Raw genomic sequence first — 23,021 nt, forward strand, 5'->3', positions numbered from 1 at the left:
TACCTCGGGCCGACGCCCGCCGACGACCCCCGTTCCTACCGTCGTGGCGTTCGCGTCACGAGGAGGAGTTGTGCCCACATCCCTGCGGCTCGCGGCAGCCGAGTTCCGCAACCGACCCGGCCGCGCCGTGCTGCCCGGCGTCGCGCTGGTGGTCGGCGTCGCGTGCCTGCTGGCGTCGCTGATGCTCAGCGACGCCATGGTCCAGGCGACCCGCGAGGGCACACCGGTCGTGCCGCCGCAGGCCGACCTCGTCGTGCGCACCGTCCCGTACTCGGGCGTCGAGTTCGACCGGGCGGTGGCGGACCGGGTGGCCGCCGTGCCGGGCGTGCGCGAGGTCGTCCCGGTCCACGTGGTGCGGGCGGACCTGCTGCTCGCGGACGGCCGGGCGGGTGAGCGGCGGGCGCGGGCCGACGTCGAGTCCGAGCGTGAGGGGCTGCGCCGCGTGCCGATCCTGGACGGCCGCACGCCCGCCCGCGACGGTGAGATCGCGGTCGACCGCGTCACCGCCTACCAGCACGGGCTCAGCCCCGGTTCGGCGGTGCGGGTGGCCGACGCCGCGGGTGATCCGGTGGACGTCGTGGTCCGCGGTGTCACCAAGCGCGGCGCGCAGGCCGACCAGCCGCTGATCGTGGTCGGCGAGGGTCTGGCGGCACGCCTCGGCGGCGAACCGGACATCGTCGCGCTGAACGTCATCGGCGGCGACCGGGAAGCGGTCGCGCAGGCCGCGGGTGCCGGGTTCCGCGCGGACACGGCGGCCGTGGTGCGCGCCGAGCCGGTGAACAACGAGATGGCGATCGTGTTCCTCCCGTTCAGCATCCTCGCGCTGGCCACGTCGGTGTTCGTGGCTTCGGCGACCTTCCGCGCCGTGTACGCGCAACGCCAGCGGCACACGGCGTTGCTGCGGTGCCTGGGCGCGCACCGCGGGCCGCTGGTCGTGGCGAACCTGCTGGAAGCGCTGCTCACCGGCGCCGTGGCGGGCGTGGTGGGCTCGGCGCTCGGCGGGACGGTGGCGTGGCTGCTGGCCAGGCTCTTCGACGCCACGGGGATGTCCGCGATCTTCGGCGCGGTCGAGCTGAACCCGCCGGTGCTGCCCACGTCCGGCCAGTTCCTGATCGGCGTGTCGGTCGCCGCCGTGCTCAGCGCGTTCGCCGCGGTCCGCCCGTCGCTGGCCGCCGCGCGGATCCCGCCGCTGGCCGCGCTGCGCACGTCCGAGGGCGCGACGCCGGACCGCTCGGTGGTGCGCCGCCGGCGCGTGCTCGGGCTGGTCGTCGTGGGCGGCGCGGCGGTGCTCGCGGTGCTCGGCGTGTTCGCGAAGGGCTCGGCCCTGGCGATCTTCCTGATCCTGTTCTCCGGCATCGCCGCCGTCGCGGGCCTGTTCGGCGTGCTCGGGCCGGTCGTGGTGCCCGCGCTGGGCCGGGTCTTCGGCGGGGTGGCCAGCCGGTTCGGCGGCGCGCAGTGGAAGCTCGCGTCCGCCGAGGTCCGGCGCGTGCCGCAGCGGTCGGCGTCGGTCGCCATGCCGCTGCTGCTGGCCGCCGCCATGATCACCTACTTCGCGGTCACCGTCGGCTCGGCGCAGAAGCTGGAGGAGGAGTTCAGCAACGCGCCCCGGCCCGACGCCGTGATCGCCGACGCGGGCGGGCGCCCGCTGGACCCGCGCGCGACGGCCGCGGCCGACCGGCCGGAGGTCTCCGGGCACGTCGTCATGCACAACACCGAGGGCAGCCAGCTCGACAGCCGCGGTGAGCGGTACACGACGCGCGTGGCCGGCGTGGACGCCGACGAGATGCGCCGGTGGTTGGCCGCGCAGGGCGTCGAACGGCCCGAGTTCGGAGCGGGGACCGTGCTGCTGGAGGAGTACACGGCACGCAACCTCGGGGCGACGCCGGGCGAGCCGGTCACCCTGGAGGGGCTGCCCGGCGGGCCGCGCACGGCCACGTTCGCCGGCACGGTGCCCGACACGCTCGTGGAGAACGCCGACGCGATCCTGCCGGACACGTCCCTCGCACCCGCGTCGAAGGTCCTCGTGGCGTTCAAGCCGGGCACGGACCCGGCGGCGTTCCAGAACGCGGTCCGGGCGTCGTTGTCCTCCGAACCGACCGTGCTGGTGCGGACGAAGGCGGAGACGACCGCACAGAATCAGCGCAACCTCGACCTGGGGATCATGATGCTGATGGTGCTGCTGGGGCTGTCCGTGGCGGTCGCCGTGACCGGTATCGGCACCGCGCTCACCATCTCCGTGCAGGAACGCCGCAAGGAGATGGCGCTGCGCCGCGCGCTCGGCGTCACCAGGGGCGGCCTCCAGGGCGGCGTGATCGCCGAAGCGGTGTTGTTGTCGCTGGTGGGCGTGCTCGGCGGTGGTTTGTTCGGGTTGCTGTACGCGGAGCTGACGCTGCTGGCCGTGGGCGTCTACGCGCTGCCCGGCGCGGACCTGGTCCCGTTGCTGGTCGGCGGGCTGGGCGTGGTGGTGCTGGCGGTCCTCGCGGCGTTCGGGCCCGCCCGCGGCGCGGCACGCATCCGACCGGCGGCCGGCCTGGCCGCGGGGTGAAACGCGACCACGACCGCCCGGAATGTCGGCGGCACGTCGTAGGCTGCGACCTATGCGGCGGATCATGGGAACCGAAGTCGAGTACGGCATCGCGGTGCCGGGTGACGCTACGGCCAACCCGGTGCTCACCTCGACACAGGTGGTGCTCGCCTACGCGGCCGCCGCCGACATACCGCGGGCGCGGCGCGCGCGCTGGGACTACGAGGTGGAGTCGCCGCTGCGGGACGCGCGGGGTTTCGACCTCGGCGCGCCCGGCGGCCACCCCGGCGACGGCGACGTGGAGGACCTGGGCGCGGCCAACGTCATCCTGACCAACGGCGCGCGCCTGTACGTCGACCACGCGCACCCGGAGTATTCGGCGCCCGAGGTGACGAACGCGCGTGACGCCGTGATCTGGGACAAGGCGGGGGAGCGGGTGATGGAGGAGGCGGCCCTCAAGGCCGCCACCGTCCCCGGCCAGCCCCGGCTCCAGCTCTACAAGAACAACGTGGACGGCAAGGGCGCCAGCTACGGCACCCACGAGAACTACCTGATGCAGCGCAGCACGCCGTTCACGGCGGTCATCGCGGGCCTCACGCCGTTCTTCACGTCCCGGCAGGTCGTGGTGGGCTCGGGCCGGGTCGGCGTCGGCGCGTCCGGCGAGGAGGCGGGCTTCCAGCTCTCCCAGCGCTCGGACTACATCGAGGTCGAGGTCGGCCTGGAGACGACGCTGAAGCGCGGCATCATCAACACCCGCGACGAGCCGCACGCCGACGCGGACAAGTACCGCCGCCTGCACGTCATCATCGGCGACGCGAACCTGGCCGAATACTCGACGTACCTCAAGGTCGGCACCACGTCGCTGGTGCTGGACATGATCGAGGCGGGCCGCCGGTTCGACGACCTGCGGCTGCTCGACCCGGTGCGCGCCGTGCACCAGATCAGCCACGACCCGACCCTGAAGACGCGGGTGGAGCTGGCGGGCGGGCGCAAGTTCACCGGCCTGGACCTCCAGTTCGCCTACTTCGAGCGGGCGTCGGAGTTCGTGGAGCAGGAGGGCATCGGCGACCGCGACGTGCTGCGCGTGTGGGGCGAGGTGCTGGACGCGCTGGCGCGTGACCCGCAGGAGTGCGCGGACCGGCTCGACTGGCCCGCGAAGCTGCGGCTGCTGGAGGGTTACCGGGCCCGGGACGGCCTCGCGTGGGGCTCGCCGCGGCTGCACCTGGTCGACCTCCAGTATTCGGACGTGCGGCTGGACAAGGGCCTGTACAACCGCCTGGTGGCGCGTGGCTCGATGAAGCGCCTGGTCGGCGAGGACGAGGTGCGCGCGGCCGTCGTCACCCCGCCGGAGGACACCCGCGCCTACTTCCGCGGCCGGTGCCTGGAGCGCTACCCGGCCGCGGTGGCGGCGGCGTCGTGGGACTCGGTGATCTTCGACCTGGGGCGCGAGTCGCTGGTCCGGATTCCCACCCTGGAGCCGTTGCGGGGCACGAAGGCACACGTGGGTGCGTTGCTGGAGGCGTCGGAGACCGCCGAGCAGCTGGTGGAGGCGCTCACCCGCGGCTGATCAACACCACGCGAGTGGCAGGCACCGGATGTCGCACCCGGTGGGTAGGGTTAACGCCGAGGACCGGAGAAACGGGGAGGTCGACATGGCCCAGGAACAGGTCCAGAAGCAGGGCGGCGGCGACGGGGACGAGCCCGGCGACGGCGCGGGCGCGGCGGGCCAGGAGCGCCGGGAGAAGCTCGGCGAGGACGTGGACGCCATCCTGGACGAGATCGACGACGTACTGGAGGAGAACGCCGAGGACTTCGTCCGCGCGTACGTGCAAAAGGGCGGCGAGTAACAGCCACCGGCCGGAGTAGGAGAAGAACAAACCCATGGATCACAGCTCGACCGGGAATTACTACCCGGCCGCGTCGCTGTCCCCGGCCTACCTCCGGCCGGGGTCGTCGTTCGCCGACTTCCTCCGCGCCGAGGCCCCCGAGCTGCTGCCGTCCGCACGGCGGTACCCGGAGGGCGCGGCCGTGCAGGCCCCGCACGGGACCACCATCGTGGCGCTCACCTTCAAGGGCGGCGTGGTGATCGCGGGCGACCGGCGGGCCACGATGGGCAACACCATCGCCCAGCGCGACATGAAGAAGGTGTTCATCACCGACGACTACTCGGCGGTGGGCATCGCCGGCACGGCGGGCATCGCGATCGAGATCGTGCGCCTGTTCGCGGTCGACCTGCGGCACTACGAGAAGATCGAGGGCGTCTCGCTGTCGCTCGACGGCAAGGCGAACCGGCTCTCCGCGATGATCAAGGGCAACCTGGACGCGGCGATGGCGGGCCTCGCCGTGGTGCCGTTGTTCGCGGGCTTCGACCCGGAGGCCACCGACCCGGACCGGGCCGGGCGGATCGTGTCCTACGACGTGACCGGCGGCCGGTACGAGGAGTCGCTCGGCTACCAGGCCGTCGGCTCGGGCTCGCTGTTCGCGAAGTCCGCGTTGAAGAAGCTCTACGACCCGGACGCGGACGCCGAGGCGGCCGTGCGGACCGCCATCGAGGCGCTGTACGACGCGGCGGACGACGACACCGGCACCGGCGGACCGGACATCGTCCGGAAGATCTACCCGGTCGTCGTGACCATCACGGCCGCCGAGGGCGCGGTGCACGTGCCCGAGGACCGGACGGCCGCGCTGGCCGAGGCCGTCGTGGCCGCCCGCCGGTCCAGCCCCACGGGCTGACCCCTCCCCACCGAGCACCAGGAGCCGCACCAGTGACGATGCCGTTGTACGCCTCCCCCGAGCAAATCCTCCGGGACCGCTCGGAGTACGCCCGGAAGGGCATCGCGCGCGGCCGCAGCGTGGTCGTGCTGCGGTACGCCGATGGCGTGCTGTTCGTGGCGGAAAACCCGTCTTCGACCCTGCACAAGGTGTCGGAGATCTACGACCGCATCGGTTTCGCCGCGGTCGGTCGGTACAGCGAGTTCGAGAACCTGAGGCAGGCGGGCATCCGCTTCGCGGACATCCGCGGCTACCAGAACGACCCGCGCGACGTGACGGGGCGGTCGCTGGCCAACGTGTACGCGCAGACCCTGGGTTCGGTCTTCAGCGAGCAGATCAAGCCGCTGGAGGTCGAGATCTGCGTGGCCGAGGTGGGGCGGACGCCGGAGCACGACACGCTGTACCGGTTGACCTACGACGGCTCCATCGTGGAGGAGCCGCAGTACGTCGTGATGGGCGGGCAGGCCGACGCCACGGCTGCCGCGTTGAAGGACGCGTACACCGAGGGCCTGCCGCTGGCCGAGGCCGTGCGGGTGGCGGTGAAGGCGTTGAGCGCGGGCAGCACCAGCACCGGTAACGGCAAGCCGGACCTGCTGGACCAGGCCAAGCTGGAGGTGGCCGTCCTGGAACGCGACCGCCCCCATCGGGCGTTCCGCCGCATCCTGGGCACGGCCCTCACCCCGCTCCTGGCCGTGTCGCCCCCCGCGGAGGCGGAGGGTGAGGAGAAGCCCGTGACCGACGTGGACCTACCTCCGAACGACGAGAAGTAAGCCCCCAAGGCCCCCTGGCACTCCGCCAGGGGGCCTTCTCACTCCCACTCCCAACCGCCCCGGCCAGGGAGCCTGAAAGCTCCGCTCAGGGGCGAGGCAGGTGTGGGGCACCCGGACCCGGCTGGTCCGGCGGGAAGAGGCGGGCGGTTACAGCTCCAGGGCCCAGGTCTCCTCGACCACGTCCCGCCCCCACTTGCGCACCGGGCGCGCGTCGACCGGCGTGAAACCGACCCGCCGATAGATCCCCCGCGCGACCTCAACCTCCGACACGGTCTCCAACACCACCCGCCGGTACCCCGTCCGCCGAGCGAACCGCACGCACTCCTCCACCAACCGCTTCCCGATACCGAGCCCACGCGCCTCCGGCTCCACCAACAGCAACCGCAACTGCGCCACCTCGGCATCCCGGCGCACGCAGAACACCGACCCCACGGCCTCCCCGTCCACCTCGGCTATCCACCCCGCCGACCCCTCCGAACCGCCCGCGTACTCGGCGACCACCTGCGCGACCAGAGCCTCGAAGGTCACGTCGTACCCGTACTCCAACGCATACCGAACCCCGTGCCGCTGCACGACCCACCCCAGGTCCCCGGGCTGCAACGGGCGCAGGAGGTAGCTACGGGGCCTCTCGCCGAGGATGCGCTGAATCTTGCGCATAGCACCCACAAGCTCCGCGTGGTCGGACGAAGGCACGCGCTCCAGCAACGCACCGATCTCGGCATCGGACCGGGCGTTCAGATCACCCATCACCGCGCGCCCGCGCTCCGTCAGCGCGACAACGTGCCGACGAGCATCCACGGGGGAGGGGCTGCGCGTGACCAACCCGTCCCGCTCGAACCGCCCCAGTATCCGGCTGAGGTACCCGGCGTCGAGACCGAGCGCGCCTTTCACGTCCTCCACCCCCGCGGCCAGCTCGAACAGCACCCGCACCTCGGTCAACGAGTACGGCGAGCTGAGGTACGCGCTGTCCAACACCCCGATCACGCCGGTGTAGAAGCGGTTGAACGCGCGGACGGCGACAGTTGACTCCTCCAACGAAACCATTGACGGAGTCAACCACATCAAGGTCGGTAGATGTCCAGCGCCGCCGATCGGGCGCGGAACTCGAACGTGGAGCCGGTGGGGCCGACCTCACCGTCCGTGGCGATGGCGACCGCGCCGTCGAGCACCCGCACGTCCAACCGGCTCGTCTCCAGGTGCCGGTACGTGCGGCTCCGGTTCAACGAGCCCAGCAGCGCACCCACGAAGAACCGCGTCCGCGAGAACCGGGTGTCCGCGCGGATGTACCGGACGTCCATCAGCCCGCGGTCCAGGGCGGGGCGCATGGTGGGTGCGAAGCCCTTCGGCCGGTACGGCCCGTTGCCGACGAACAACACCCACACCAGGTGCGGCTCGCCGTTCAGCTCCACCCGCATCGGCCGGGACGTGCGCAGCACCCTGGCCAGCGCGATCGCCGCCGCCGGCCACTTGCCCCAGCGCGCCTGGAGCTTCTCGCGCAACCGGACCATGTCCGGATAACCCCCGAGGGACGCCGTGTTCACGAACCACCGCGGCCCCTCGCCGTCCACGTCCACCGTCGACAGGTCGACCCGCGCGCCCTCACCGCCGGCAACCGCCTTGGCCGCGTCCGCCAACCCGTTCAGGCCGACGTCGCGGGCGAAGTGGTTGAGCGTCCCCGCCGGCACCAGCACCATCGGCAACCCGTGCTCGGCCGCCACCGCCGCCACGGCGGCCACGCTGCCGTCACCGCCCGCCACGCCCAACGCGCGCGGGTTGTGGTCGGCGATCACGCCGTCCAGGTCGTCGATCGCCACCAACCGCGCCTTCGGCCACTCCTTCGCGATCTCCTCCGACGGGTCGCCGCCCACGCCCGAGTTGGCGTTCACGACCACCACCAGGCCCTCGCCGTCGGGCAACGCGGGCAAGTCGGCGCGGTCACGCGCGGACGCCGCGTCCTCCCGCCCGATCGGCCACCAGCGCCTGGTCAGCAGCCCCGCACCGACCCCGATCAGGGCCCCCGCGGCGACGTCGGACGGCCAGTGCACGCCCGTGTGCACGCGTGAGTACGCCACCGCAGCCGCGACCGGCGCGACCGCCAGCCCCAGCGCGGGCGACTCCATGGCGACGGCCGTGGTGAACGCCGCCGCCGACGCCGCGTGCCCGGACGGGAACGACGACGACGTGGGCCGCCTGGTCAGCCGACGCGGCACGGGCAGCAGCTCGGCGGCCGGCCGGCGGCGCGGGAACAGGCGCTTCGCCACCAGGCTCGCGCTGAAGCTGGCGCCCGCGATCGCGGCCACGCCACGCAGCCCGGACCGGCGCGGTCCGCCCTTGCGCAACGCCAGCACCGCGGCCGCGCTCAGCCACAGCGCGCTGTGGTTCGCGGCCTTCGAGAGGCTCTTCATCCCCTGGTCGACCGGCGTTGCCGGCAACTGCCCGCAACGCCGCATGAGGGCCTGGTCCAGGCGGTTCACTCGTCGCAGCACACGAGAACGTTATCCGCGAAAACCGCGCGCCGCCCGATTGGATCACTGAGGAAACCACCGGATGCGCCTACTGTTGAGGGATGCAGCGGCGGATCTTCGGCATTGAGACTGAGTTCGGGGTGACCTGCACCTTCCACGGGCAGCGCAGGCTGTCCCCGGATGAGGTCGCGCGGTATCTGTTCCGCCGGGTCGTCTCGTGGGGCCGTTCGTCGAACGTGTTCCTGCGCAACGGTTCTCGGCTCTACCTGGACGTGGGGTCGCACCCCGAGTACGCGACCGCGGAGTGCGACGACCTCGCCCAGCTGGTGACGCACGACAAAGCGGGCGAGCGGATCCTGGAAGACCTCCTGGTCGACGCCGAGCGCAGGCTCGCCGACGAGGGCATCGGCGGCGACATCTTCCTGTTCAAGAACAACACCGACTCGGCGGGCAACTCGTACGGCTGCCACGAGAACTACCTGGTGGCACGGGCGGGTGAGTTCTCGCGCATCGCGGACGTGCTGCTGCCGTTCCTGGTGACGCGGCAGCTCATCTGCGGCGCGGGCAAGGTGCTCCAGACGCCCCGCGGCGCGGTCTACTGCCTGTCGCAGCGCGCCGAGCACATCTGGGAGGGCGTGTCGAGCGCCACCACCCGGTCGCGGCCGATCATCAACACCCGGGACGAGCCCCATGCGGACGCCGAGCGGTACCGCAGACTGCACGTGATCGTCGGCGACTCGAACATGTCCGAGGTGACGACGCTGCTCAAGGTGGGCAGCGCCAACCTGGTCCTGGAGATGATCGAGCAGGGCGTCCAGTTCCGGGACTTCAGCCTGGACAACCCGATCCGGGCGATCCGGGAGATCAGCCACGACCTGACGGGTCGGCGCACCGTGCGGCTGGCGGGCGGCAAGGAGGCGTCGGCGCTGGACATCCAGCGCGAGTATTACGAGCGGGCCGTCGAGCACGTGGCGAAGCGCGCGCCGGACCCGATGGCGGAGCGGGTGCTCGAACTGTGGGGCCGGACGCTGGACGCGGTGGCCTCGGAGGACCTGTCCAAGATCGACCGCGAGATCGACTGGGCCATCAAGTACCGGCTGATGGAGCGTTACCAGGCCAAGCACGACATGGACCTGTCGAACCCGCGGATCGCCCAGCTCGACCTCGCCTACCACGACATCCGGCGTGGTCGGGGCATCTTCGACCTGCTCCAGCGCAAGGGCCAGGTGGACCGGGTGACCGACGACGGCGAGATCGAGGCCGCCAAGGACACCCCGCCGCAGACCACGCGGGCCAAGCTGCGCGGTGACTTCATCGCCGCCGCGCAGGCCGCGGGCCGCGACTTCACGGTGGACTGGGTGCACCTGAAGCTGAACGACCAGGCACAGCGGACCGTGCTGTGCAAGGACCCGTTCCGGGCGGTGGACGAGCGGGTGGAGCGGCTGATCTCCTCGCTCTAGTCCGTCCAGCCCTGGCGGCGCGGAGGGCTCTTCAGGAGGCTCACACCTCATGAAGAGCCTTCTCCTCGTCGCCGTGGTGGCCGCCTCCCTGCTGGTCGCTTCGCCCGCCGTGGGGGCGCACGACCTCACGTGGCAGCTCCGGCCCACCAACACCGACGCACGGCTGCGTGGGCTGTCGGCGGTCAACTCGCGCGTCGCGTGGGTCAGCGGCAGCAAGGGCACCGTGCTGCGCACCACCGACGGCGGTCGGTCGTGGGTCTCCGTGTCGCCACCGGACACCGCCGACCTGGACTTCCGGGACATCGAGGCGTTCGACGCCCGTACGGCCGTGGTGCTGTCCATCGGGCCGGGTGGCAGCTCACGCGTGTACCGCACCGCCGACGGCGGCCACACCTGGGGGGAGACGTTCCGCAACGCCGACCCCGACGCGTTCTACGACTGCGTGGCGTTCTTCGACCGGTTCCGGGGGCTTGCGGTGAGCGACCCGGTGCACGGCCGGTTCCGGGTGCTCTCGACCCGTGACGGCGGCCGGAGCTGGCGTCAGGTGCCGGAGGAGAACTTCCCGCCCGCGTTGGCGGGCGAGTTCTCGTTCGCGGCGAGCGGGCAGTGCGTGACCACGGCGGGCGCGCGGGACGCGTGGCTGGCGACCGGCGGCGGCCCGCGGGCGCGGGTGCTGCACTCCGGCGACGGCGGCCGGCACTGGTCGGCGGTGGACGCGCCGCTGCTCAGCACGGCTTCGGCGGGGGTGTTCGCCGTGGCGTTCCGGGACCCGCGCCGCGGCGTCGCGATCGGCGGCGACTTCGCGAACCCGTCCGGCGCGGTGGCCAACCTCGCGGTGAGCCGGGACGGCGGCCGGAGCTGGTCGGCCGCGCCCGCGTCGCCCGCCGGCTACCGGTCGGGCGCGGCGTGGCACGGCTCGTCGGTGGTGGCGGTGGGTCCGACCGGCAGCGACGTGAGCCGGGACGGCGGGCGGACGTGGCGGCGGTTCGACGGCGGCAGCTTCGACACCGCGGACTGCCCGGACCACGCGGACACGTGCTGGGCGGCCGGTGAGCAGGGCCGGGTCGCGGTGCTGACCAGGGCGTAGGCGTTCGTGCCTGCCCATCCCGCGCAAGCCGCGACCGGGGATCGGGACGTGCCCGGTAGGGGCCGGCCCGCCTGGTGAGGCCCCCTGATCAGGGAACCGGGCGCTGGGGAGGCGGTCCCGGCCGAGGGGCGCCCTCGGCCGGGATGCCACGGCGTTTGCCGGGGCGGGAGCCGGCGGATGGACCACTCGCCGGCGTTCGGGCGGGGATGGCCGTCAACCCGCCATCCGTCGGGGTTAGGGTTCTCCGGTGGCCATCGCACGTGCCGAACGGCTCGTCAACCTGGTGCTGTGTCTGCTCTCCACCCGGCAGTACCTGACCGCCGAGCGCATCCGCTCCATCGTCCCCGGCTATTCGGACGCCGTGACCGACGAGGCGTTCTTCCGCATGTTCGAACGCGACAAGACCGAGCTGCGCGACCTCGGCGTGCCGCTGGAGATCGGCCGCAACATGGGGGTCGAGGGGCCGGACGGCTACCGCATCGCGCGGCGCGACTACGAGCTGGGCGACATCGACCTGGAGCCCGACGAGGCCGCCGCCGTGGCGCTGGCCGCCCGGCTGTGGGACTCGCCGCAGCTCACCGGCGCGGCGCACGGCGCGTTGATCAAGCTGCGCGCGGCGGGCGTGGACGTCGACCAGGACGTGCACGTGGCGGTCGAGCCCAAGGTCCGCACCAGCGAACCGGCCTTCCCGCCGCTGCTCGCGGCCGTGCAGGAGGGGCGCGTGGTGGAGTTCGACTACCGCCGCCCGGTGCCGGTGGAGGTGCGGCGGCGCACCGTCGAGCCGTGGGGCGTGGTGGCCTGGCGCGGGCGCTGGTACCTGGTCGGCCACGACCGCGACCGGCGCGCGCCGCGTTGCTTCCGGCTGTCCCGGATCGTCGGCGAGGTGGCGGCGCTCGGCAAACCGGGCGCGGTGGAGCGGCCGGAGTCGGTCGACCTGCTCAGCTTCGTCGCCCGCAGCCAGCCGGCCACGCAGGACGTGCCGACCGCCCGGCTGTGGGTCGCGAAGGGGCGCGCGCAGGGCGTGCGCCGACGAGCGCGGCACGTGGGCGAGCGGGAGTTCGACGGGGAGGTGGGCGACCTGCTGGAGATCGACCTGCGGTTCCCCGACTCGGCGGCGGGCTGGATCGCCGGGTTCGGCGCGGACGTCGTGGTGCTGGAGCCGGAGCTGCTCGCCAAGACCGTGCGGGAGAAGCTGCTGGGCGCGCTGCGCGGGGCGGGGGTGCGGGCATGACCTCGGCCAACTCCTCGGCGGACCGCCTGCCCCGGCTGCTCGCGCTGGTCCCGTACCTCCTCGCGCGGCCCGGCATCCCGATCGAGGAGGCCGCCGCCGACTTCGCGGTCACGCCCCGGCAGCTGCGGCGCGACCTGGAACTGCTGTGGATGTGCGGCCTGCCCGGCTACGGCCCGGGTGACCTGATCGACCTGTCGTTCGAGAGCGACACCGTCACCGTGACGTTCGACGCGGGCATGAGCCGGCCGCTGCGGCTGACCGCCGCCGAGGCCACCGCGTTGCTGGTGGCGTTGCGGGCGCTCGCCGAGACGCCGGGCGTGGTCGACACGGCGGCCGTGCGCCGGGCCGTGGCCAAGATCGAGGCCGCGGTGGGCCAGGCGCGGCCCGCCGGTGTCGCCGTGGGCCTGGCCATGCGCGAGGCGCCGGAGACCGCGCGCGTCCGGGACGCCGTCGCCGACGGCGTGCTGCGCGGGCGGGCGTTGCGCCTGCGCTACTACACGCCCTCGCGCGACGAGATCACCGACCGCGTGGTCGACCCGATGCGGATGTTGCTGGTGGAAGGCCGAAGCTATCTCGAAGCGTGGTGCCGTCTCGCCGACGGCGTTCGGCTGTTCCGGTTGGACCGGATAGACGCCGTCGACGTGCTCGACGAGGCGGCCAGCCCGCCGCCGCACGCCGAGCCCACCGACACCTCGGAGGGCCTGTTCCGCCCGGACCCGTCCCAGCGGACGGCCGTGCTGGTGCTGGAGCCCGACGCCCGGTGGGTGGCCGAGTATTACCCGGTGGAGGGCCTGGTCGAGCTGCCGGACGGCCGTGCGCGGGTGCTGATGCGCTACGCCGACCCGGCCTGGATGGTGCGGTTGTTGCTGAACCTCGGTGGTGAGGCGCACGTCGAGCAGCCGGCCGAACTGGTCTCCGAAGTCGCCCGCCAGGCCGCCGCGGCGTTGCGCCGGGCGGATCACCTCCCGGCAACCTAGGCCCGCTACGGTGATGTCGTGCCGTATTTGCCGAGCCTGGTGTTGTTGCTGGTCGGGATGGTGTTTTTGATCGTCGTCCTGGTCAAGGTCAGCCGAGCCTTGCGCCGCTTCCGCGCCGCAAGCACTCTGGTAGGCGACAGGGTCGGCGACGGCGTCGGTTTGCTGCGGGCGCGGTACGCCGCGCTGGGGGTGGCCTTCGCCGAACGGCGTCCGGACCGGGCCCGCAAGGGCGAACCCCGCGTACCATCGACGGACCGGGGGATGAAGGAGGACTACCGTGGGTAACCTCGGAGCTACTGAGCTGATCATCATCGCTGTGGTGATCATCCTGCTCTTCGGGGCGAAGAAGCTGCCCGACATGGCGCGCTCGCTCGGTCGTTCGGCCAAGATCCTGAAGGCCGAGACCAAGGGCCTGCACGAGGACGACGACCAGTCGAAGGGCGCCGCCCAGCAGAACACGGTGGCGCAGCCCGCGCCCCAGCAGCTGCCGCCCGCCCAGCCGCCGGTCGCGCCGCAGCAGCCGCAGGTCGCCCAGCAGCCGGTCGTCCAGCAGCCGGTCGCGCAGCCCCAGGTCGCGCAGCCGATCGAGCAGACCACGCAGAACCTCGGCAACAAGCAGAACTGACCAGCCCGAACTAGACCAGAAGGACGGTCCACACCGTGGGGGCAAGTCCCGTCGGGTGGTGGTCGCAGCGCCGGGAGCGCCGCAGGCTGACGAGCCGGCGGAGCAACCCCGACGGCACGATGTCGCTGAAGGACCACCTGTACGAGCTGCGGCACCGGCTCGGCATCGCTCTCCTGGTGATCGCGGCCGCCGCGGTCTTCGGCTGGTTCTGGTGGGAGTGGCGCATCTTCGGCCTGCCCAGCCTGGGCGACGTGGTGATCGCGCCCTACTGCGGCATCCCGGTCGGCCAGCGCCTCACCCAGGGCGACGCGAGCTGCCAGTTGCTCCAGACGCAGCCCTTCGAGGTCTTCATGATCCGCCTGAAGGTCGGCGCGGGCGCGGGCATGGCGATCAGCGCCCCGCTGTGGCTGTACCAGGTGTGGCGGTTCATCGCGCCCGGCCTGTACTCGAAGGAGCGCAAGTTCGCGCTGGTCTTCGTGGGCTGCGCCTCGGTGCTGTTCATCGCCGGCGCGACGCTGGCGTTCTACGTCGTCCCCGAGGGCCTGTCGGTGCTGGTCGGGTTCGGCGACGAGAAGTTCCTCACCGCCTTCACCGCGCGTGATTACATCAGCTTCGTCATGGCGTTGCTGCTGATCTTCGGCGTGAGCTTCGAGCTGCCGCTGGTCGTGGTGATGCTCAACCAGGTGGGCGTGCTCACCTACGACAAGCTGCGCCGGTGGCGGCGGGGGATCCTGTTCGCGTTGTTCGTGTTCGCGGCCATCGCGACACCGGGCACCGACCCGATCTCCATGATCGCGCTCGCGATCGCCCTCGCCCTGCTGTTCGAGCTGGCGATCCAGATCGCGCGCGTGCACGACCGGCGCGCGGCGCGCAAGCGCAAGGAGGAGGGCTGGGACGACCTCCCCGACGACGAGGCCGCGCCGTTCGACTACACGCCGACCTCCGTGGAACGGCCGGACGACGACTCCGTGGTGCAGAAGGAGCCGCACCGGGTGCGTTACGACGACGCCACGTGACGCGGGCGGCGCTGCTGGTCTGCCCCACGTCCGGCCGGGGGCGGGCCGCCCGGGTGGCGGGCAGCGTGGCGGCACGCCTGCGCACCGCCGTGGACTCGCTGGACCTGCACGTGGCGTCCTCCGCGCGGGGCACCGCCGAACTCGCGCGCCGGGCCGTGGCCGACGGCGTGGACGTGCTGGTGGTGCTCGGCGGTGACGGCGGCGCGCACCTGGGCGTCCAGGCGTGCGCGGGCACGTCCACCGCGCTCGCCGTGGTGCCCGCGGGCACCGGCAACGACCTGGCCACCGCCCTGGGCACCACCTCGGTCGAGGACGTGGTGCGCGCGTTGTGCGCGGGTCGGCGGCGCTCGTTGGACCTGGGTCGGGTCGGCGGCGGGCGGTGGTTCGCGACCGTGCTGTGCGCTGGTTTCGACTCGGCGGTCAACGAGCGGGCCAACGCGATGCGGTGGCCCGCCGGACCCCGTCGCTACGACCTCACGATCCTCGCCGAACTCGCCGCCCTGCGCCCAGGGCCGCTGGTCGTGGAGACCGAGCGGGACCGTCTGGAGCTGGACGCGCTGATGGTCGCCGTGGGCAACACGACGAGCTACGGCGGCGGTATCCCGGTGTGCCCGGACGCCGACGTCACCGACGGCCTGCTGGACGTGACCGTGGTGTCCGCCGCGCCCCGCCGGGCGCTGCTGCGCGTGCTGCCGACGTTGCGCACCGGGCGGCACGTCGACCACCCGGCGGTGCGCACCCTGCGTGCGCGGTCGGTGAAGCTCATCGGCCCCGCGTGGGTCGCCTACGCCGACGGCGAGCGCCTGCACGGCCTGCCGGTCGAGGTGGAGTGCAGGCCCCGCGCGTTGACCGCCGTCGCCCACGCGTAGCGCGCTCCGGTATCAAGAGCGATTTTGTCGGTCTGATGTGACAGCCTGGAAGGGTGTCACGCACTTCGCGGTCCCCGGCCGACTCCTACGCGGACTCCCGCCGCCGCTCCAGCCGGCCCAAGCTGACCGACTTCCTCACCGTGCTCTCCTTCGAACTCGACCCGTTCCAGCAGCGAGCGTGCGAGGCGCTGGAGGACGGGCACGGCGTGCTGGTGTGCGCCCCGACCGGCGCGGGCAAGACCGTGGTCGGCGAGTTCGCCGTCCACCTGGCCCTGTCCGAGGGCCGCAAGTGCTTCTACACCACGCCGATCAAGGCGCTGTCCAACCAGAAGTACGCCGACCTGGTGTCCCGGTACGGCAGCGACAAGGTGGGCCTGCTGACCGGTGACACGTCGGTGAACGGCAACGCGCCCGTGGTGGTGATGACCACCGAGGTGCTGCGGAACATGCTGTACGCGGGCTCGTCGACGCTCAACGGCCTCGCGTACGTCGTCATGGACGAGGTGCACTACCTGGCCGACCGGTTCCGCGGCCCGGTGTGGGAGGAGGTCATCCTCCACCTGCCGGAGTCCGTGCGGCTGGTCAGCCTGTCCGCCACGGTCAGCAACGCCGAGGAGTTCGGCGAGTGGCTGGTGGAGGTGCGCGGCGACACCACCGTCGTGGTGGACGAGCACCGGCCCGTGCCGCTGTGGCAGCACATGCTGGCGGGCGGCCGGATGATGGACCTGTTCGCGGGGGAGGGGCCGGACGGCCACGCCCGGATCAACCCGCAGCTGCTGCGGCACACCGACGACCTGTCCCGCTTCCACGTGCCGTGGAGCCGGGCCCGCGGCAACAAGGACCGGGGCCGCGCGCCCCGCGGCTCCGGGTTCAAGCCGCCGTCGCGGGTGGACGTCGTGCAGCGGCTGGACGGCGCCGGCCTGCTGCCCGCGATCGACTTCGTGTTCAGCCGGGCGGGCTGCGACGCGGCCGTGGCGCAGTGCGTGCGCGCCGGCCTGCGGCTCAACACCGAGGACGAGGTGGACGAGATCCGCGGGATCATCGAGGAGAAGACCCGCGACCTGCCGCAGAGCGACCTCATGGTGCTCGGTTACTGGGAGTGGCGGGAGGCGTTGGAGCGGGGCATCGCGAGCCACCACGCGGGCCTGCTCCCGGCGTTCAAGGAGACCGTGGAGGAGCTGTTCGTCCGCGGTCTGGTGAAGGTCGTTTTCGCCACCGAGACGCTTGCCCTGGGCATCAACATGCCGGCGCGCACGGTGGTCCTGGAGAAGCTGGTCAAGTACAACGGCGAAGCACACGTCGACCTGACCCCCGGCGAGTACACGCAGCTCACCGGGCGCGCGGGGCGGCGCGGCATCGACGTCGAGGGGCACGCGGTCGTCGTGTGGCAGCCCGGCGTCGACCCGAAGGCCGTGGCCGGGCTCGCGTCGACCCGCACCTACCCGCTGCGCTCGTCGTTCCGGCCCGGCTACAACATGGCCGTCAACCTCGTGCACCAGCTCGGCGCGGCGGCGGCGCGGGAGATCCTGGAGCAGTCGTTCGCGCAGTTCCAGGCCGACCGGTCGGTGGTGGGCCTGGCGCGGCGCATCGAGCGCAACCGGGAGGCGCTCGACGGGTACGCCGAGGCGATGTCGTGCCACCTCGGCGACTTCACCGAGTACGCGTCCCTGCGCCGCCGGGTCGTCGACCGGGAGAAGGCGCTGGCCAGGCAGAACACCTCGGCCCGGCGCGCGGAGGCGGCGGCGTCGCTGGAGCGGCTGCGCAAGGGCGACGTGATCGCCGTGCCGTCCGGGCGGCGCTCCGGCCTGGCGATCGTCATCGACCCGGGCCTGGAACCGCTCGGCGAGGCGCGCCCCCTGGTGGTGACCGAGGACCGGTGGGCGGGCCGGCTGTCGTCGGCGGACTTCCCGGCACCGGTGGAGGTGCTGGGTCGCGTGCGGCTGCCCCGGCAGGTGGACACGCGGTCGCCCAAGTCGCGCCGCGACCTGGCGTCCACGCTGCGCAACACCGGCATCGTCGCGCCGTCGGTGCGCAGGCGGCGGGCCACCGCCGACGACGACGCCGAGCTGGCGACGTTGCGCCGGGCGCTGCGCGCGCACCCGTGCCACGGCTGCGAGAAGCGCGAGGAGCACGCCCGGTGGGGCGAGCGGTACCACCGGCTGCTGGCCGAGACCGAGCAGCTGGAGCGCAAGGTCGCGGCCACCACGCACTCGCTGGCCCGCGAGTTCGACCGCATCCGGGGCCTGCTGCGGGAACGCGGCTACCTGCACGAGGAGGAGTCCGGGCCGGGCGAGGAGGTCACCGAGCACGGCAAGCGGCTGACCCGGCTCTACAGCGAGTCCGACCTGCTGGCCGCCGAGTGCCTGCGCCACGGCGTGTGGCGCGGGCTCGACCCGGCGGAGCTGGCGGCCGTCGTGTCGTCGCTGGTGTACGAGGCGCGGCGGGACGGTCCGCTGGAGACCAGGCTGCCGCCGGGCCGCGTGTCCGACGCGATGACCGCCACGGCCCGGCTGTGGGCCGAGCTGGAGGACGACGAGCGGCGGCACAAGCTGGACCGCACGCGGCAGCCGGACCCGGGTTTCGCCTGGCCGGTGTACCGGTGGGCACGTGGCGAGTCGCTGGAGAAGGTGCTGGGTTCCGCCGAGGCCAGTGGCACCGAGCTGGGCGCCGGCGACTTCGTCCGGTGGTGCCGCCAGGTGGTCGACTTCCTGGACCAGATCAGGGACGTCGTGGGTGGCGGTGACCAGGTCGGCGCGACCGCCCGCAAGGCCGTCGACGCGCTGCGCCGCGGGGTGGTGGCGATGGCCACGGTCTGAGAAAGCTTTGCGGGGTGGCTGGGTGCGCCCGCCGCTCCTGTGGTTTGATCGCGCCCGCAAGCCTTGCACACTCATTTCCCAGACTGACCGTCGGAGGCCGAGCATGACCAGTCCGTACGGACCGTCCGGAGGGAACGACCCGCAGCCGCAGTGGGGCCAGCAGCCCTACGGTGGTGGGTACCCCGGCACGCCGTCGGGTGGTTTCCCCGCTCAGCAGCCCGGCTACGGGCAGCCGGACCCGTCGCAGCAACAGCAGCAGCCGCAGTGGGGCCAGCAGCCCCAGCCGCAGCAGTACGCGCAGCAGTACCCCGGCGGGTACGACCCGGGCCAGCAGCAGCAGAACCCGTACGGCCAGCCCGGTTACGGCCAGGCCGACCCGTCGCAGCAGCAGCAGTGGGGCCAGCAGGGCCAGTACGGGCAGCAGCAGAACCCGTACGGGCAGCCCGGTTACGGCCAGCAGCAGCCGCCCAAGAAGTCCGGCGCCGTGCTGTGGGTGGTCGTCGCGCTGGTCGTGCTGGTGGTCGCGGCCGTCGGCATCACCGGTTTCGTCACGCCGGGCTTCTTCAAGAAGAAGATCTTCGACAACGCGTCCGTGCAGAGCGGGATCGTGCAGATCCTCAAGGACGACTACAAGATCTCCGACGTGGAGGGCGCGACCTGCAACGGGGAGAACCCGGTCGAGCCGAACCGCACGTTCACCTGCAAGGTCAAGATCGGCGGCAAGGACAAGGACGTCAAGATCACCGTCAAGACGGCGGACGGCGAGTACGAGGTCGGCCAGCCCACGGGCTGATCCGAGAGCGCTGGGAGGCCACCCCGTCGAGGCGGGGTGGCCTTCGTGTTTCCCGCCGCCGGTGAAACAGGTTCGCGCGCGGGCCGTTCTGCGGGGAGGATCGGGAGGTGACCGATCTCGACATCCGCGTCCTCACCGACGACCAGTACCGCGCCGCGCACACCCTGTTCCGCGGCACCCTGCACCACGGCCCCGCCAACGACGAGCGCTGGGCGTCGGTGGTGAGTTCCTACGAACCGGGGCGGGCGTGGGGTGCGTTCGCCGGGGACGAGCTGGTCGGGACGGTGATGTCGTTCCCGTCCGCGATCGCCGTGCCCGGTGGCGCGGTGCTGCCCATGGCGGCGGTGTCGCGCGTGGGCGTGCGGGCCGACTGGACGCGGCGCGGCGCGTTGACCGCGTTGCAGCGGGCGCAGCTGCGGTCGTTCCTGGAGTCCGGCCAGGTGGTGTCGACGCTGCGTGCGACCGAGGGGGTCATCTACGGGCGGTACGGCTACGGCGTCGCGACCCGGTTCCGCCACGTGCGGGTCCGGCGGGCGGGTGCGAAGTCGCGGCTGCCCGTCGCCGGGCGCGTGCGGCTGCTGGAGCGCGAGGCGGCCGTGCCGGTCGTGCAGGCCGTGTACGAGCGCGTCGCACCCCGCCGCCCCGGCACCGCCGCGCGTTGGCAGGGGTGGTGGCAGGTCAACGTCGTCCAGCCGCCCGAGGACGAGAACCTGAAGTTCGCCGTCGCCTCCGGGCCGGACGGCGACGACGGGTTCCTGGTGTACAAGGTGACGCCGGGGTCGCACGAGGCGGGCAACGAGCGGCCGGCCGTGCTGACGGTGCTCGACCTGTGGACCGCGACGCCGCGGGCGTGGGCCGACCTGTGGGCGTTCACGCTCGGGGTCGACCTGGTGGACGAGATCGACGCCGTCGGGCGTCCCGTGGACGAGCCGCTGGACTGGCTGCTGGTGGACCGGCGGGCGGCGCGGGTCGTCAGCGAGGTGGACGAGACGTGGCTCCGGGTGGTCGACGTGGAGGCAGCCCTGAGCGCCCGCGCCTACCGGTCCGGGGATCCCGTGGTGATCGGCGTCCGGGACCGCGTGCTGCCGGAGAACGAGGGGGCGTACCGGATCACGGCCGAGGGCGCGGTGCGGACCGGTGAGGAGCCGGACTTCGTGGTCGACGTGGAGGTGCTGGGTGCGGCGTACCTGGGCGACGTGACGTTCCGGTCGTTGGCGCTGGCGGGCCGGTTCACGCCGACGTCGCGGGAGGCGGTCGACCGGGCGGACGCGTTGTTCGCCGTAGACGAGGCCCCTTGGTGTGGCACTTACTTCTAACCAGCGATTCCACTCCCACTTTTAGGGGACCGACGGTCGCCTAAAAGTGGGAGTGACACCGCCCGCTAGCGAAAAACAAGAACACACCCACCGCCGCCCCAAACACTTCCCCAGCCACTCCGCAGCCGCCACTCCGCAGCCGCCACTCCGCAGCCGCCTCCCGTGACTGCCGCCCGCGACCGCTGCCCCGCGACTCCCGACCTGATGCGGCACGCTCGAAGCCGTCGCCCAGCCGCCGAGCCGGGGCCGCCGCGAGCCGCCGGGGCCAGGGCCGCCGAGCCAGGGCCGCCGCTTTGCGTCTGCCGCCTCGGAGCTGCTTGCCCCGCAGCCGCCGCCCCGCAGCCGCCCGGCTTGAACCGCTGGGCCGCGGCTGCCGAGCCGCACCGCCAACCCGCAGTTACCGAGTCCCGGCTGCGACCTGCAATCGAAGCCCTGCGGCTGCCGCTCCGCGGCCACCGAGCCGTCCGCCTCGGCCTGCAACCGGCGAGCCTCCGCCGCCACACGGCCGTTGAGCCGCTGCCGTTGAGCCGCGGCCACCAGCCCAGCGTGTGCAACCTCCGCTGCCTCAGCCACGCGACCACACCGCCCTGCCAACCCTCGCGGCGGTAACCCCGCAGCCGCCCGCCCACTGCGCCCGCCCACTGCGCCAGCCAGCCGCTCCCGTTGCTGCGACCCCGGTGCCGGCTCCGGCGGCCCGCAGCCTGGTGCCTCCCTCGCCACCGCGCCCCAACGTCGCGCCCGCCCCGCCGTGCCCGCCCCGCCGTGCCCGAATGCCGGCACCCGCCGCTCCGTGCCCGAGACCGCTGCCGCAGACCCGCTGCCGCAGACCCGCTGCCGCAGACCCGCTGCCGCGGACACCCCCGCCGCGGACACCGCTGCCGCCGCTGGTGGCCCCCAACGACCGACTCCGCGCCGCAACTCCCGCCGCGACCGATCCGCCCCCGCGTCCCGCCGAACCAACCTCGCGCCAACCAACCCGGCACAGCCCGCCCCGTACTGGAGCCGTGATCGAGTCAGCCACCTCAGAGCCGCCGTGGCTGGATGGCCCTTCGCTGGCGGCTCGCCCGATCGGGTCATGCAACTCCCACCTTCAAGGGACCGTCGGTCACCTATCGAGGGAGAGACTGCGCCCGATGGGATGGCCACAGGCGGCTAGCCCGAGAGGTGCGCAAGACCGTGCGCAGCAACACCGTGCGCAGCAAGACCAGATGCGTGAAACCCCGCCGGAGATCAGCCTGCGGAGATCAGGCGCGGAGATCAGCCCTGCCGACATCAGCCGCCCGACGTCAGCCGCCCGACGTCAGCCGCCCGACATCAGCCCGCCCGACGCTCCATGGCCGACAGCAGACGGGGCAGGGAGCTGCCCAACCCCCACCTCCTGGTCAGCTCCGCCACCCGCTCCGGATCCACAGGCGCGGTCGGCACGACGTCCGCCCGGTCCACCACCACGTCCGCGTCCACCGCCACGTCCACGACCGTGGGCGCCACCGCCAGGTACTCTTGCGCGTTCAGCAACGCGGTCCGGGCACGGGCGGTCAGCTTGCGGTCCCGACCGTCGTGCACGGCGGCCAGCACGGCGTCCAGCGAGCCGAACTCCGTGATCAGCTTGGCGGCCGTCTTCTCGCCGATCCCGGCGACGCCCGGCAGCCCGTCCGACGGATCACCCCGCAGCACGGCCATCCCCGCGTACGCCCGCCCGGCGTCCTCCAAAGGCAGCCCGTACTTGGCGGCCACCTCGGCCGGCCCCATCAACTCGGCCTTCGCCCAACCCCTCCCCAGGTACAGCACGCGCACGGGCGTCGGCACCTCGCGCACCACCTGGAACAGGTCGCGGTCACCGGTGATGACCTCCACCGGGTCCGCGGCCTCCCGCGCGGCGAGGGCGCCGATCACGTCGTCGGCCTCGTAGCCGACCGCTTCGGCGGTGGCGATGCCCACCGCGTCCAGCACGTCCAGGATGATCGGCACCTGCTGGGTCAGCGCGTCGGGCACCTCCTCCTCGCCTTCGGCGGCCACGCGGTGCGCCTTGTACGACGGCAGCGCGGCCACCCGGAACGCGGGCCGCCAGTCGGCGTCGAGGCAGGCGACCAGCCGACCCGCCCCGCGGTCCGCGATCACCTTGGCGATGGTGTCGACGAAACCACGCACCGCGTTCACCGGTGTGCCGTCCGGCGCGGTCATCGACTCGGGCAGCGCGTAGAACGCCCGGAAGTACAGGCTGGCGGCGTCCATCAGGACGAGCGGGCTACTCACCCCGCGAAGCTTGCCAGACGGCACCGACAACACCGGTCGGTGACCGG

Annotated in this window: 19 protein-coding genes; 16 read left to right on the forward strand and 3 right to left on the reverse strand. The window is 72.8% G+C overall.

Annotated features, from left to right (window positions below; all coding sequences use genetic code 11):
• Positions 1 to 70 precede the first annotated feature (70 nt).
• The 5 genes from KZQ38_RS10940 (at position 71) to prcA (ending at position 6,066) form a co-directional block, all read left to right on the forward strand.
• Positions 71 to 2,545, forward strand: coding sequence for an FtsX-like permease family protein (locus KZQ38_RS10940; protein WP_219440819.1), 2,475 nt, complete (start codon positions 71 to 73; stop codon positions 2,543 to 2,545).
• Positions 2,546 to 2,597: 52 nt separating this feature from the next.
• Complete coding sequence (dop, locus tag KZQ38_RS10945; protein ID WP_219440821.1) at positions 2,598 to 4,091, forward strand: depupylase/deamidase Dop; 1,494 nt, start codon at positions 2,598 to 2,600, stop codon at positions 4,089 to 4,091.
• Positions 4,092 to 4,176: 85 nt separating this feature from the next.
• Complete coding sequence (locus tag KZQ38_RS10950; RefSeq protein ID WP_219440823.1) at positions 4,177 to 4,371, forward strand: ubiquitin-like protein Pup; 195 nt, start codon at positions 4,177 to 4,179, stop codon at positions 4,369 to 4,371.
• 34 nt (positions 4,372 to 4,405) lie between these two features.
• The gene (gene prcB, locus KZQ38_RS10955) at positions 4,406 to 5,257 is read left to right on the forward strand and encodes a proteasome subunit beta (protein WP_219440825.1); all 852 of its coding nucleotides are present in this window, start codon (positions 4,406 to 4,408) and stop codon (positions 5,255 to 5,257) included.
• 32 nt (positions 5,258 to 5,289) lie between these two features.
• A complete protein-coding gene (gene prcA / locus KZQ38_RS10960; RefSeq protein WP_219440827.1) occupies positions 5,290 to 6,066 on the forward strand; it encodes a proteasome subunit alpha in 777 nt (258 codons plus the stop codon).
• 147 nt (positions 6,067 to 6,213) lie between these two features.
• Here prcA and KZQ38_RS10965 read toward each other — a convergent pair whose 3' ends face one another.
• Positions 6,214 to 7,110, reverse strand: coding sequence for a bifunctional helix-turn-helix transcriptional regulator/GNAT family N-acetyltransferase (locus KZQ38_RS10965; RefSeq protein ID WP_219440829.1), 897 nt, complete (start codon positions 7,108 to 7,110; stop codon positions 6,214 to 6,216).
• 17 nt (positions 7,111 to 7,127) lie between these two features.
• A complete protein-coding gene (locus KZQ38_RS10970) occupies positions 7,128 to 8,552 on the reverse strand; it encodes a bifunctional phosphatase PAP2/diacylglycerol kinase family protein (RefSeq protein WP_372452224.1) in 1,425 nt (474 codons plus the stop codon).
• Between the two features lie 80 nt (positions 8,553 to 8,632).
• On the opposite strand from KZQ38_RS10970, the gene pafA reads away from it, so the two are divergent.
• The 11 genes from pafA (at position 8,633) to KZQ38_RS11025 (ending at position 20,721) form a co-directional block, all read left to right on the forward strand.
• The gene (gene pafA, locus KZQ38_RS10975; protein ID WP_219440831.1) at positions 8,633 to 9,991 is read left to right on the forward strand and encodes a Pup--protein ligase; all 1,359 of its coding nucleotides are present in this window, start codon (positions 8,633 to 8,635) and stop codon (positions 9,989 to 9,991) included.
• A 49-nt stretch (positions 9,992 to 10,040) separates the two neighbouring features.
• The gene (locus KZQ38_RS10980; RefSeq protein ID WP_219440833.1) at positions 10,041 to 11,078 is read left to right on the forward strand and encodes a WD40/YVTN/BNR-like repeat-containing protein; all 1,038 of its coding nucleotides are present in this window, start codon (positions 10,041 to 10,043) and stop codon (positions 11,076 to 11,078) included.
• Between the two features lie 247 nt (positions 11,079 to 11,325).
• Positions 11,326 to 12,309 carry a helix-turn-helix transcriptional regulator gene (locus KZQ38_RS10985; RefSeq protein ID WP_219440835.1) on the forward strand — a complete coding sequence of 328 codons (984 nt, stop codon included), beginning with the start codon at positions 11,326 to 11,328 and terminating at the stop codon, positions 12,307 to 12,309.
• Complete coding sequence (locus tag KZQ38_RS10990; protein WP_219440837.1) at positions 12,306 to 13,286, forward strand: helix-turn-helix transcriptional regulator; 981 nt, start codon at positions 12,306 to 12,308, stop codon at positions 13,284 to 13,286. The genes KZQ38_RS10985 and KZQ38_RS10990 overlap by 4 nt, the downstream gene beginning before the upstream one ends.
• An 18-nt stretch (positions 13,287 to 13,304) precedes the next feature.
• Positions 13,305 to 13,571: a bacteriophage holin gene (locus KZQ38_RS10995; RefSeq protein ID WP_219440839.1), complete on the forward strand. Its 267-nt coding sequence runs from the start codon at positions 13,305 to 13,307 to the stop codon at positions 13,569 to 13,571.
• Positions 13,564 to 13,911 carry a Sec-independent protein translocase subunit TatA gene (gene tatA / locus KZQ38_RS11000; protein WP_219440841.1) on the forward strand — a complete coding sequence of 116 codons (348 nt, stop codon included), beginning with the start codon at positions 13,564 to 13,566 and terminating at the stop codon, positions 13,909 to 13,911. The genes KZQ38_RS10995 and tatA overlap by 8 nt, the downstream gene beginning before the upstream one ends.
• A 35-nt stretch (positions 13,912 to 13,946) precedes the next feature.
• Positions 13,947 to 14,927, forward strand: coding sequence for a twin-arginine translocase subunit TatC (tatC, locus tag KZQ38_RS11005; RefSeq protein WP_372452225.1), 981 nt, complete (start codon positions 13,947 to 13,949; stop codon positions 14,925 to 14,927).
• Complete coding sequence (locus KZQ38_RS11010; RefSeq protein ID WP_219440842.1) at positions 14,924 to 15,796, forward strand: diacylglycerol/lipid kinase family protein; 873 nt, start codon at positions 14,924 to 14,926, stop codon at positions 15,794 to 15,796. Before tatC ends, KZQ38_RS11010 begins: the two co-directional genes overlap by 4 nt.
• Positions 15,797 to 15,849: 53 nt before the next feature.
• Complete coding sequence (locus KZQ38_RS11015) at positions 15,850 to 18,612, forward strand: DEAD/DEAH box helicase (protein WP_219440844.1); 2,763 nt, start codon at positions 15,850 to 15,852, stop codon at positions 18,610 to 18,612.
• Positions 18,613 to 18,715: 103 nt separating this feature from the next.
• Positions 18,716 to 19,405 (forward strand): DUF4333 domain-containing protein, encoded by a 690-nt coding sequence (locus KZQ38_RS11020; protein WP_219440846.1) that lies wholly within the window; start codon positions 18,716 to 18,718, stop codon positions 19,403 to 19,405.
• A 107-nt stretch (positions 19,406 to 19,512) separates the two neighbouring features.
• On the forward strand, positions 19,513 to 20,721 hold the full coding sequence (locus tag KZQ38_RS11025) for a GNAT family N-acetyltransferase (RefSeq protein ID WP_219440848.1): 1,209 nt from the start codon (positions 19,513 to 19,515) through the stop codon (positions 20,719 to 20,721).
• Between the two features lie 1,314 nt (positions 20,722 to 22,035).
• Here KZQ38_RS11025 and KZQ38_RS11030 read toward each other — a convergent pair.
• Positions 22,036 to 22,974 carry a 5'-3' exonuclease gene (locus KZQ38_RS11030; RefSeq protein WP_219440850.1) on the reverse strand — a complete coding sequence of 313 codons (939 nt, stop codon included), beginning with the start codon at positions 22,972 to 22,974 and terminating at the stop codon, positions 22,036 to 22,038.
• Between the last annotated feature and the right edge of the window lie 47 nt (positions 22,975 to 23,021).

Source organism: Saccharothrix obliqua, assembly GCF_019375475.1.
Taxonomy (GTDB): domain Bacteria; phylum Actinomycetota; class Actinomycetes; order Mycobacteriales; family Pseudonocardiaceae; genus Actinosynnema; species Actinosynnema obliqua.